This window comes from Lysinibacillus sp. FSL W8-0992, assembly GCF_038008685.1.
Classification (GTDB): domain Bacteria; phylum Bacillota; class Bacilli; order Bacillales_A; family Planococcaceae; genus Lysinibacillus.
Genome location: NZ_JBBOZQ010000001.1, coordinates 1,162,581 through 1,175,354 on the forward strand (window position 1 = coordinate 1,162,581; position 12,774 = coordinate 1,175,354).

The window sequence follows — 12,774 nt, forward strand, 5'->3', positions numbered from 1 at the left end:
AGTAAACACATTACGTCAAGTAAATAAGTTACTTTAAATTTACTTTTACTAAATTAATCGTTACAATAGAATACATAAGAGGTGAAAAATATGAATGAGACAACTTTATGTCCTCGTTTAGCTAAGGCAATGGATTTAATCGGAAAACGCTGGACTGGGCTAATTTTATATCAATTATTAGACGGATCGCAGCGTTTCAATGAAATTGAATCAGCATTGCCTGTAAGTGGCCGTTTATTATCTGAACGTTTAAAGGAACTTGAAAAAGAGGGGCTTGTTGAGCGCAAAGTATTTTCAGAGGTGCCTGTGCGAGTAGAATATTCTTTAACGGATAAAGGTCAAGCATTAGAAGGTGCTATTCGTAATATTGAATCATGGGCTACTAACTGGCTATAGTATTCGAAACTAAATGTCAGTTGAATGCGCGATATAGTTAGACTTCATCAAGTGAAAGCTATTTTTCTTAGATGATTAGTTGGATAAGTCGGGCAGTTACAAAGTCCCGGATGTTCTGAAAAATACAGAGGATAACTGAAAAGGACAACAAACTGCCCGTTAAAGCGCAAAAAATACCCTTCATTTTACTTGTCAAATCGAGGTTCTAAATCCATACTAGTGTAGAGTAAGAAGGACGTTAGAAAGGAATTAGCTCTCATGACAAAAGAACAATGGGCTGCGGATTTAGCACAAAACATAAATCCGGCCAATATTAAGTTAGATGAATTATTACAGCACTATACAATGACAAAATTAGGTGGTAAAGCGGATGTTTTTGTTCTTCCTGAAACAGAGGAAGAAGCAATTGCAGTTATTCGCTATGCACATTTAAATAATATTCCATTATTAATGTTAGGAAATGGATCTAACATGGTTGTCCGAGATGGAGGCATGCGAGGGATTGTTGTGACATTCTCACATTTAGATGAAATTCATATTAATGGCGAACATGTCTATGCACAAAGTGGTGCACTCATTAAAGATGTATCAAAGCTTGCCGCTGCAGCATCTCTTACTGGTTTTGAATTTGCGTGTGGTATCCCAGGCTCTATTGGTGGAGCGATGGCGATGAATGCAGGTGCTTATGGTGGCGAAATAAAAGATATTATTATTTCTTCAAAAGTTTTAACAAAAGAAGGAGAAATTTTAATTTTATCAAAAGAAGAGCTAGAATTAGGTTACCGTCAAAGTAGTATAGCCAAAAAAGGTTATTATGTACTGTCTTCTGAGTTTCAATTAGCTCCAGGAGTACAGGAAGAAATTGATGCAAAAATTGCTGATTTAACGTTTCAACGTGAATCAAAGCAACCACTAGAGTATCCTTCAGCTGGTAGCGTTTTTAAACGCCCGCCAGGACACTTTGCAGGCAAGCTTATTCAGGATAGTGGCCTACAAGGAAAAGGGGTAGGTGGAGCAGAAGTTTCTACAAAACATGCCGGTTTTATTGTCAATAAAGGAAATGCTACGGCTACTGACTATATCGCAACGATTAAAATGGTACAACGAGTTGTGAAAGAAAAGTATAATGTTGATTTGGAAACAGAAGTGAAAATAGTCGGTGACGACCTATAAAAACAATGCCGCTCTTCGCTTTGGCGAAGGGCGTTTTTTTGAGGAGTGGGAATGGATGAAATTTATTTCATGGAATGTGAATGGTATACGAGCTTGTTTGGGGAAAGGTTTTTTAGACTTTTTTAATAGTGTGGAGGCAGATTTCTTTTGTATTCAGGAATCAAAATGCCAAGCAGGGCAGGTAGAGCTTGCATTACAAGGTTATGAGCAATATTGGAATTACGCTCAGAAGAAAGGTTATTCAGGTACCGCAATTTTTACGAAACATACACCTCTATTTGTGCACTACGGTGTTGGTGAGGACGAGTCGCAGGATGAAGGAAGAATTATTACATTAGAATATGAAAACTTTTATTTGGTAAATGTTTATACACCAAATGCGCAACGTGATCTAGCAAGATTACCTTTTCGACTAGACTGGGAGGATCGCTTAGCGTTGTATTTAAAAGAACTTGATGCGAAAAAACCAGTCATTTATTGTGGAGATTTGAATGTTGCCCATGCTGATATTGATTTAAAAAATGCAAAATCAAATATAGGGAATTCGGGTTTTACATATGAAGAACGAGCTAAAATGACAGATTTATTAGCAGGTGGCTTTGTAGATTCTTTCCGCTACAAGCATCCAGATGTGACCGATCATTATACGTGGTGGTCTTATATGAATAAAGTTCGTGAACGAAATATTGGATGGCGCATTGATTATTTTATTGTGTCTGAACGTTTAAAGGAACAAATTGATGTAGCGACAATACATCCACATATAATGGGCAGTGATCATTGCCCAATCGAACTTCAACTGAATGTATAGCCTTTTTTTATTTGAAATTGTTTGAGAATTGTTTGAGTGCCTGTCACTTTTTTGAGAACCGTATTATCCATTTGGAAATACGGTTTTTTGTTGTATTAAAAGAATTGCTTGTGATTAAATGTAGAAAAAAAGTGCGCAATACAGCAAAATTCGATAAAATTTGAGGTTATTCTGATTGTAGAAAAGGATTTGAGAAGCCAAATAAAGAATATATTGCTTATAGAGGGGGTTGTAAGGTGAGAAAGTTTAAGTGGAAAAAGTGGTTATTGGCAATCGCTGGTGTGTTGGCGGTAGTCGCAATAACATCTTTTATTGTCTTTACTTGGTTTATGAATAAATCAAAACCGATTATTGATGGAGAGCTCGCAGTTAGCATGCTCGATCAAGATGTGACTGTGACAAGGGATGACAAAGGGGTTCCTCATATATTTGCCGAGACAGATGCGGATTTGTATCGGGCACAAGGCTATGTACAAGCGCAGGATCGTCTGTTTCAAATGGATTTAGCACGTAGGCAGGCTAGTGGACGCCTGTCGGAAATCATTGGCGAGGCGACGGTTGAGACAGATAAGCATTTTCGTACATTTAGTCTTCGTAATGCTGCTGAAAAATCATTAGCAGCGTATGATCCAGCGAGCAAGCAAGTTCTTGAATGGTTTGCAGAGGGAGTAAACGCCTTTATGGAAGAGGCGAAGAGTACGAATACGTTAAGCTATGAATTTGCGTTACTAGGTTACGAGCCAGAAGAATGGACTGTTGTAGACTCTTTAACAATCGGAAAATATATGGCTTATGATTTAGGGGGAAATTGGAATACGCTGGCCTTCCGCCATTGGGCTTTACAAAACTTTGATGAAGAAAAGGCAAAGGAATTATTTATTAAGTATCCTGAAAATGCATCATCGATTATCGAGGCAAATAAAGAAAATCCAGTGTCTGTAGTAGGGCAGTTTAATGCTGAGTTATTGCCCAATGAATTTAATGGCAGTAATAACTGGGTTGTATCTGGCGATAAAACAAAGTCAGGAAAGCCAATATTAGCTGATGACCCTCATCTAGGGTTAAGTACACCATCTATTTGGTATCAAATGCATTTACAATCACCAGAACAAAATGTTAGTGGTGTAATATTTGCGGGAATTCCAGGCATTATTTTAGGTCATAACGAAGAAATTGCATGGGGGGTAACGAATGTAGGCCCTGATGTACAGGATTTATATATTGAAATTCCAAATCCAGATAATCCAACACAATTCCGCTATGACGGTGAGTGGGAACAAGCAGAGGTTCGTGACGAGTCGATAAAGGTAAAGGATGGAGAAACGGTAGACTTTGAAGTAATTGTTACACGCCATGGCCCAATTATGACAGATTTAATGTTTAAAGAAACGGAGCCTTCAGCCCAATTTTCAATGCAGTGGACAGCACTTCAACCAACTGCTGAATTACGAGCAGTGCTTGGTTTTAATAAGTCGAAATCTTGGAGTGAGTTTGAGAAGGCTTTAGAAGATTTTAAAGCACCCGCACAAAACTTTGTTTTTGCCTCTAAGGATGGCACGATAGCTTATAAAGCTAACGGCCAAATTCCACTGCGAAAGCAAGGGGATGGACAATTACCAGTACCTGGTGACTCAAGTGATTATGGCTGGGAAGGTTTTATTCCTTGGAATGAGTTACCGACTGTTGTCAATCCAGAAGAAGGCTTTATTGCAACCGCAAATAATGAGGTTATTGGCGACGAATATCCATATCATATTACAGATTTTTGGGCGCAGCCTTATCGCTTTGAACGGATTAAAGAAGTGCTAGAAGCGAATGATTCAATAACAGTTGAGGATATGATGAATCTGCAAATGGATCAGCATAATCTATATGCACGTGAATTTTTACCGGATTTATTAACGTCTATTAAAAAGATGGATAAGGATGGGAAGTATACTGAAGTCATTACATTGTTAGAGGATTGGAACATGGTGGATGCCCAAGATTTAGGTGCTCCGTTAGTGTTCCATACGTTAATGGTGCAATTACAAGAAGTATTGTTTAAAGAGCAGATGCCAGAAGATATGTATAAAATGATGTACGGTAAATTTAATATTACTGATCAGCTTCTACGTAAAGCATATGCAGGCGAGAGAAGTATTTGGATGGAAGAGCAAGGTGGTGTAGATGCCACAGTCTTTGAGGCGCTAGAGCGCTCTATTACACAAATTGAAAATCAGTTCGGGAAAAATGTATCGAAATGGCAATGGGGTGACTTCCACCAACTAACGTTTGATCATACATTAGGCAGTGCTTCACCGATACTTGCTGCATACTTTAATGCTAAGAAGGTTCCAGTTGGTGGCTCGAAGGTGACGGTGCAGGCAGCAGATAATGATTTAGCGGGCAACGTTAATCACGGTGCATCATGGCGTTTTGTTGCTGATGTAGGTGATTTAAGCTCTGCTTACCATATTGTAGGGCCTGGCCAAAGCGGTCACGTGAAATCGGATTGGTATCAAGATCAAGTAATGGACTGGGCAAATGGTAATTATCATGAAACGTTTGTCAAAAAGGAAGATATTAAGGGTAAAACTGTATTATTAAAATCTCACTAATAGAAACGATCAGCGCATGTTTTTATGCGCTGATTTTTTTGTTGAGCGGAAGGTGCCAGTTTAGAAGGTGTCAGGCACGCAAACAATTTATATACCTTCCTAAGTAGAAATCTACGTAGACTCCTGCGGGAACCTACGTAGCGTAAGATGCAATAATCCACGCGTTAGCAAGGGTTGCAGCTTACGTCGTGCCCGTAGAAAGTGAATGGATTTTCCGATATAGAAGCCCACATTATGCTAGCTAAGTGCCAGGCACGCAAACAATTTATTTTACTTTCGTGATAGTAATCCTATACATTCAAATGTCTGTTTGAATATGATGGAATATTATGCTATATTAAAAACAATCAAACGAATATTTGAATGAGGTGAGGAAATGACGAAAGAAGTATGTGAAGTGACGCATGTTAATGAACAAGCGGTCACAAAGGTACAGCAGCAAATGCCAGACTTATCAGGTGTAGCCAAATTTTTAAAGGCATTATCTGATGAAACAAGACTCAAAATAGCGTATGCCTTAACGGTAGAGGATGAATTATGTGTTTGCGATGTTGCGACAATAATAGGTTCATCTGTAGCGACAGCATCGCATCATTTACGATATTTAAAAGAACATAGTTTAGCGAAATCGCATCGTAAGGGGAAGCAAATGTATTACGCTTTAGCCGACGAGCATGTATACCAAATTGTAACGATTGCCTATGAACATGCGAAAGAAGGGATTGCCAATGGCAGTGACACCAAGTAAGCAAGAGTATCGTCTACAAAACTTATCCTGTGCTAGCTGTGCAGCTAAATTCGAAAAAAATGTAAAAGCTCTTCCTGACGTTCAAGATGCACAAGTGAACTTTGGAGCTTCTAAATTAATGATTGTAGGGGCAGTTAGTGTTGATCAAATAGAAGAAGCAGGGGCATTTGATGGCATTAAAGTGTCACAATCTGCGGCAAAAGCAAGTGAAGCAACAATTCCTTTTTATAAGAAAATGGAGAACATACTAGCTAGTGTCTCACTGCTATTCGTTGTAGTTGGCTATCTATTATCTTCTGTTCGTGGAGAAGAAGACTTGTTGACGATTGCTATGTTTATCATTGCGATTATCGTTGGAGGCGTAAAGATTTTTAAAACAGGCTTCCGCAATCTTGCGCGACTAGAATTTGATATGAAAACGCTTATGACCATTGCGATAATTGGCGCTGCAATAATTGGTGAGTGGGAAGAAGCGGCAGTTGTTGTCTTTTTATTCGCAGTGAGTGAGGCACTTGAAGCCTATTCAATGGATAAGGCACGTCAATCAATTCGTCAGCTAATGGATATTGCTCCGCCAACTGCCACTATTAAACGAGCGCATGGTGAGCACTTCCACGAGATGGAATTGGCAACAGAACAAATTGAAATTGGCGATATTTTAATGGTGAAGCCTGGTCAAAAAATTGCAATGGATGGCATTGTGCTTACGGGGCTATCCGCGGTTAATCAGGCAGCCATTACAGGTGAATCAATTCCTGTCAACAAATCAGTCGGTGATGAGGTATTTGCAGGAACGTTGAATGAAGAAGGCGCATTAGAGGTACGTGTAACGAAACGTGTAGAGGATACAACGATTGCGAAGATTATTCATTTAGTGGAGGAGGCACAGGCAGAAAAGGCTCCATCCCAACAATTTGTAGATCGTTTTGCTAAATACTATACACCAGCAATCATGCTTGTGGCGCTTCTTGTAGCGATTGTTCCACCTTTATTTGTAGGAGATTGGCAACACTGGATTTATCAAGGATTGGCAGTACTTGTTGTCGGATGTCCATGTGCGCTTGTTGTTTCCACGCCAGTGGCAATCGTAACTGCTATTGGGAATGCTGCAAGACAAGGCGTTCTTATAAAAGGTGGTATTCATTTAGAGCAATTAGGTCATATAGATGCAGTTGCATTTGATAAAACAGGGACATTAACAAAAGGAACGCCTGTCGTAACAGATATTGTTACACATAAGGGATTGCTAGAGAATGATGTATTGCAGCTTGTAGCAGCAGTTGAAAAGCAATCTCAGCATCCATTAGCAAAAGCGATATTGAAGGCGTTACATGATAAAGAGCTGACAGAGCTTGTTCCGACAGATTTTCAATCCGTAACTGGTAAGGGTGCTTATGCAACGGTAGATGGTCAGAAGGTTTACGTTGGTAGCATGAATTGGATTTTATCGTTAGCGACAGTTGATGACACGATAAAGGAACAGGTTAATAAACTTCAAAAACAGGGTAAGACTGTAGTAGCAGCTGTTAGTGATGGTCAATTTATAGGATTAATAGCTATTGCTGATCAATTGCGCGTGGAAAGTAAAAAAGTGCTAGAAAAATTAAGTGCTTTAAAGGTTAAGCATACTGTGATGCTAACAGGAGATGCCAAATCAACTGCTGAAGCGATTGCCTCTACATTAGGTATGAGTGATGTAAGAGCAGGGTTACTTCCAGCGGAAAAACTATCTGCTATTAAAGAATTACGCACGAAATACGGAGCTGTCGCAATGGTCGGAGATGGTGTGAATGATGCGCCAGCATTGGCTTCGGCTAATGTAGGGATTGCAATGGGTGGTGCAGGTACAGATGCCGCGTTGGAGACAGCTGATATTGCACTCATGGGTGACGATTTAACAAAATTACCATATACGATAGCTTTAAGCAGAAAAACATTACGAATTATTAAAGAAAACATTATATTTGCACTAGCTTTAAAATTAATTGCCCTATTACTCGTTATTCCAGGATGGTTAACATTATGGATTGCCATTTTTGCAGATATGGGTGCAACATTACTCGTTGTTTTCAATTCTTTAAGGCTTATTAAAACGAGAAAATAATAGGTATAAGGATGTGCGATGTTTTTCTCTGTAGGTAAATAATCATTCCAATGTTTATTTATTATTGTTGTATAGATGCTACTAGCGATTCTTGAAAAGCATTAAAATTCACGTTATTATTAATAGAGGAAAAATGTAACAATACATTATAAATGAGGCGAAAGTTTTATATGTCAGAACCTATTTTAGTAAATGTTACAGAGGAAATTGTGCGTGGTTTAGTAAGTTTTCTGCTTCGGGGACCAGAATATCAAACATTTTGTAAATGTCAAAACTGCGAATTTGATACAGTGGCACTTGCATTAAATGCTTTGGCTAGTAAGTATGTTACATCTATGGAAACGCGAGATGAAGCATTTAAAGCATTGAATACTCCTGAAAATATCGAGTTGATTAACAGAGAAATTATTCATGCATTACATGTGGTAAATAAGTATCCTCGACATTAAAAAGAGCCCACTTCTATAGTGAAGTAGGCTTTTTTTATGTTTCAAAGAAGTGTTTATCTTGGTTATGTATTTTCAGTTAACTTTTAAGGCAAGCTTGTAGTAAACTAGAGAGTAAGAATAGGAAAGAGAGGGAATAAGATATGCCAACACCTAGTATGGAGGACCATATCGAACAAATATATTTATTGATCGCTAATAAAGGTTATGCTCGAGTGTCTGACATTGCTGAAGCATTATCTGTTCTTCCTTCTTCTGTTACTAAGATGGTTCAAAAATTAGATAAAGATGGTTATTTAGTTTATGAAAAATATCGTGGACTTACATTGACGCCAAGAGGAGAACAACTTGGAAAACGTCTTGTGCAGCGACATGAACTGCTAGAACAATTTTTGCGAATCATTGGTGTAGATGAAGAGCGTATTTACAATGATGTAGAAGGAATCGAGCATCATTTGAGTTGGAATTCAATTGATCGTATTGCGGAACTTGTGCAAGTAATGGAAGAAAATCCAGACATCGCAAAAAAACTAGAAGCATCAAGAAAACAGCACAATTTATAAGATAAAACATTCATCTTTTGTGGTTACGTCGACTGTTATGGAAAATTTAATCTCCGTGTTACAGACGACGCTTAGATGACCAATATTGTGTAAACTTGTGCTCGTTGCTTTGAAGTATATGCATTAAGTACGGAATTATATATTTTGCGAAATTGATGGTATGAAGGAAAGGAAGACATTATGAACGAATTAAAATCAGGTGAAGTTGTTACTTTAACAGTGTTAGAGCAACAAGCATCGAAATGGATCTTAACAAATGGGGTAGTTGAACTGCCATTAAATGCTTCTGAGGTCACAGAACCACTAGCTGTAGGGGATCGTCTTGAAGTTTTTTTATTTGCGGATAGACGAGGCGATTTAGCAGCTACTACTGCTATTCCGGCATTTGCACAAGGCGAATACGGCTGGGCTCGAGTTCTTCGTGTTGTAGAGCATGAAGGTGCTTTTGTAGATATTGGTACTTCACGTGAAGTGCTTATCGAAGCAGAGGATCTACCTGCTGTTAAAGAAGTATGGCCAGAACCAGGTGACCATGTATTTATGACATTACGAACAGATCGAAATGGAGATTTATTTGGTCGTTTAGTAACGGAAGAAAAGATTTCGGAGCTATTCGAAGGTGCATTTGAAGATATGCACAATAAAAATATTACAGCTCGTCCATATCGATTATTACCAGTGGGCACATTTTTACTAGGGGTAGATCAACCATATCGTATTTTCGTGCATGAAACAGAACGCTATGAGGAACCGCGTCTTGGACAAGATGTAGAGGTCCGTATTATTGATATAAAAGATGATGGCTCAATGAATGGCTCTCTTTTACCTCGAAAACACGAGCGCATCACAGGAGATGCACAGCAAATTTTAAGCTACTTGCAAGATGTCGGTGGTAAAATGCCATTTAGTGATAAGTCTTCACCAGATGAAATTAAAGAAATTTTTAATATGAGTAAAGCAGCATTTAAACGTGCACTCGGTACACTTATGAAGGCTGGTAAAGTGAAACAGCAAAATGGCTGGACAGAAGAAATTTAATTTCTTTAAAATATATATAGAAATGACGAGAACCATGCCTGAAACCTTCTCGTCATTTTTTCGTACTAATAATTGTATAATGACATACATTATACAGGCTAAATGATTTTTCTAGCGAAAGGGGTCACACAATTTGAAAAAAACATGGGGGAAAATACTAGTAGCAACGATGCTAGTGTTTGGTGTGCTGGCACCAACAACGGGATTTGCAGCAGACAATACGCCACCGAAAGCAATTGATGAAAAATTAGGTGTACCAATTGTCGTATATGGCGCAAACCTATCTGAGGAAGAAAAAGAATCTGTAAAAAAATCGTTAAAAGTAAATGAAGATCCTGAAGTTGAGGAAATAACAGTATCAGGGAATGACTTAGCTAAATACATTAAAGATAGTAATTCAAGCTCACGTATGTATTCTTCTGCAAAAATTACGCGTAAGGATGCTGGAAAAGGCTTAGTTATCGAAATTGTCACACCATCAAACATTACACAAGTAACTTCAGAAATGTATGCAAATGCAATGCTGACAGCGGGTATTGAGGATGCAACGGTTCAAGTAGCAGCGCCAAAGCCTGTAACAGGTCACTCTGCGCTTGTAGGGATTTATAAAGCCTATGAGGTAACAACAGGCGAAACGTTAGATATAGACCGTACAGACGTTGCCAATGAAGAACTATCAGTAGCAACTAAACTAGCTGATTCTGCTGGTGTAGATGATGCAAAGGTTGCGGAATTACTTACAGAAATTAAAAAACAAATTGCTGAAGTAAAGCCGGAAACGCGTGAAGATGTTGAAAAAATTGTTCAAGAGCAGCTAGATAAGCTAGAAGTAAATTTAAGCGAAAAAGATCGTCAGCTATTAGTTGACCTGATGGACAAAATTAGTAACCTAGATATTGATTTTAGTAAATGGTCCGATCAACTAAATGATATTAGTAATACATTGCAAGAGAAGTTTGGAGCAATAATGGAAGATGAAGGCTTCTGGACGAGCGTGAAAAATTTCTTTACAAATTTAAAGGATACAATTTCAACATGGTTTAACTAAATAAAAGAGCGCCTGCTATTAGGTAGGTAGTGGCGCTTCAGACTGTAGATAAAGTCAAAAATATTTGGCTTTGTTTACAGTCTTTTTTTATATAAACAATATGATGTCCAGTCGGTGCGTAAATACGAAACGATATCTACTATTTTTGTAAAAATGCAAATAGCTATGGTACTATGAAAAAAAGGAGTGGTGAGAAATGGAATTCCAATTACAAAATGTAACGGAAAACAAACTGGCTTTTGTTTATAAGCAGGATGGGGAACAGTTAGCGGAAATTACATGGAAACAGGAAGGTCAAGTAATGGTCATGGATCACACCTACGTTTCAGATAAGCTTCGTGGTCAAGGGGTAGCAAAAAAATTATTAGATCGTGCTGCAGATTATGCCCGTGAAAATAATTATAAAATGGTAGCTGTTTGTTCATATGTAGTCGCAGCATTTGAAAAATCGGATGCTTATGACGATGTAAAACAATAAAAATGTAAAACAAAAAAATAAAGCAATCTGCTACATAGCCTCGAGCTATAATGCGGATTGCTTTTTAGGTTGAATATAGAAATTTTTCTTTACACATATTATAAAAAAAGGACACTGTAAATAAGTACTGTTAAAAAGCCTGCTCCTCCAACTAACGAAGCCATATCTACCCAATCATATACTAAATCTAATTCTTTCATAAATGACATCCTCCTATCGTTTGTATTATTGTATTATTTCCCTCATATTGTCAGTATTAATCATATATAAGTGCAAAATAATAAAGAATTACGAAAAAATATTAGAATTATGTGATAATAACGAGTAGGAGAGTGATTGCGAATGTCTTGGAAAATACAGACGTACGATGAATTAACGACGGAAGAACTGTATAAAATTATTCAGCTACGAGTAAATGTTTTTATTGTTGAGCAGCAAACATGCTATGAGGATTTAGATAACCATGATCAAAACTCTATACATATATCATATGTTGAGAATGGAAAATTATGCGCATATTCGCGTATATTGCCCCCAGGAGAAAAATTTGAAATGGCTTCAATTGGGCGAGTTATTACTAGTCAGGAGATGCGAGGGACAGGACTAGGTAAAGAATTGATTCAATTAGCATTAGAAACAATCGAACAGCGATGGCCAGGTTCTGAAGTATTTATTCAGGCGCAAGAATACTTAAAAAATTTTTATGGTTCCTTTGGCTTTCAACAAGTCTCAGAGCCGTATATTTACGATAGCTTGCCACATTTAGATATGCTATATCAAGCAAAAAAATAATGTTTAGTCCTCTCCGAATAGGGAATAGCTATAGTATAAGGCTAGTTTCTATATCATTTTTAGGAGGGATTTATTATGGCAAAGCGTAAAGGAACAGGTGTTGTGCTTGCTGGATTAGCAGGATTTGCAGCATCTTATTTAAGTAAAAAAGAAAATCGTGATAAAGCATGTGAAATGTTCAACAGTGCAAAATCGAAACTTGAATCTTTTCTGAATACATCGAATGTTAATATGGATGATAGAATCGCGGAACGTGTAACTGCTGAAGTAGCTACAGAAGCAGGGACAGCACCTACAAAGCTGGCTTCAAACGAGATGGTTTCTGAAGGTGGAGGACATACAGGTGTTCATTTCTACAATGAAGAAATTCAAGAAAAAGAAAAATAATAAAAAACCTTCTCATTTAGCTTTGAGAAGGTTTTTTATAGTGCCAGGCACGTAAACAATTCTGAATTTTAAACCCACGTAGAATCCTGCGGGAACATTACAGAACGTAAGACGCAATAAGCCGCGCTATAGCGAGGGCTGCGCCTTATAATGCGCCCGTGGAAAGCGAAGTGGGCTTTTACGAAAGTGG

The 12,774-nt window shown here is 37.9% G+C and carries 13 protein-coding genes; all 13 read left to right on the forward strand.

From position 1 onward, the window contains the following. Positions 1–90: 90 nt before the first annotated feature. Positions 91–396: a winged helix-turn-helix transcriptional regulator gene (locus tag NSQ74_RS05620; RefSeq protein ID WP_340822016.1), complete on the forward strand. Its 306-nt coding sequence runs from the start codon at positions 91–93 to the stop codon at positions 394–396. Positions 397–654: 258 nt separating this feature from the next. Further along, entirely contained in the window at positions 655–1,569 is a 915-nt protein-coding gene (murB, locus tag NSQ74_RS05625; RefSeq protein ID WP_340822017.1) for a UDP-N-acetylmuramate dehydrogenase, read from the forward strand. Between the two features lie 55 nt (positions 1,570–1,624). Then, entirely contained in the window at positions 1,625–2,380 is a 756-nt protein-coding gene (locus NSQ74_RS05630; protein WP_340822019.1) for an exodeoxyribonuclease III, read from the forward strand. 236 nt (positions 2,381–2,616) lie between these two features. Continuing rightward, positions 2,617–4,980 (forward strand): penicillin acylase family protein, encoded by a 2,364-nt coding sequence (locus NSQ74_RS05635; protein ID WP_340822020.1) that lies wholly within the window; start codon positions 2,617–2,619, stop codon positions 4,978–4,980. Positions 4,981–5,356: 376 nt separating this feature from the next. Next, a complete protein-coding gene (locus NSQ74_RS05640) occupies positions 5,357–5,728 on the forward strand; it encodes an ArsR/SmtB family transcription factor (protein WP_340822021.1) in 372 nt (123 codons plus the stop codon). Then, positions 5,709–7,832 carry a heavy metal translocating P-type ATPase gene (locus NSQ74_RS05645; protein ID WP_340822022.1) on the forward strand — a complete coding sequence of 708 codons (2,124 nt, stop codon included), beginning with the start codon at positions 5,709–5,711 and terminating at the stop codon, positions 7,830–7,832. The genes NSQ74_RS05640 and NSQ74_RS05645 overlap by 20 nt, the downstream gene beginning before the upstream one ends. Positions 7,833–8,002: 170 nt before the next feature. Beyond that, positions 8,003–8,281, forward strand: a complete 279-nt coding sequence (locus tag NSQ74_RS05650) for a late competence development ComFB family protein (protein WP_173479396.1) — start codon at positions 8,003–8,005, stop codon at positions 8,279–8,281. A gap of 140 nt (positions 8,282–8,421) precedes the next feature. Then, a complete protein-coding gene (gene mntR, locus NSQ74_RS05655) occupies positions 8,422–8,841 on the forward strand; it encodes a transcriptional regulator MntR (protein WP_173479397.1) in 420 nt (139 codons plus the stop codon). Between the two features lie 180 nt (positions 8,842–9,021). After that, positions 9,022–9,879 carry a CvfB family protein gene (locus tag NSQ74_RS05660; RefSeq protein WP_340822023.1) on the forward strand — a complete coding sequence of 286 codons (858 nt, stop codon included), beginning with the start codon at positions 9,022–9,024 and terminating at the stop codon, positions 9,877–9,879. A gap of 133 nt (positions 9,880–10,012) precedes the next feature. Beyond that, a complete protein-coding gene (locus NSQ74_RS05665) occupies positions 10,013–10,927 on the forward strand; it encodes a DUF1002 domain-containing protein (RefSeq protein ID WP_340822024.1) in 915 nt (304 codons plus the stop codon). Positions 10,928–11,123: 196 nt separating this feature from the next. Next, the gene (locus NSQ74_RS05670; protein ID WP_069508933.1) at positions 11,124–11,405 is read left to right on the forward strand and encodes a GNAT family N-acetyltransferase; all 282 of its coding nucleotides are present in this window, start codon (positions 11,124–11,126) and stop codon (positions 11,403–11,405) included. Between the two features lie 342 nt (positions 11,406–11,747). Beyond that, a complete protein-coding gene (locus NSQ74_RS05675) occupies positions 11,748–12,197 on the forward strand; it encodes a GNAT family N-acetyltransferase (RefSeq protein ID WP_340822025.1) in 450 nt (149 codons plus the stop codon). A gap of 75 nt (positions 12,198–12,272) precedes the next feature. Further along, positions 12,273–12,584, forward strand: a complete 312-nt coding sequence (locus tag NSQ74_RS05680; protein WP_340822027.1) for a hypothetical protein — start codon at positions 12,273–12,275, stop codon at positions 12,582–12,584. Positions 12,585–12,774 lie beyond the last annotated feature (190 nt).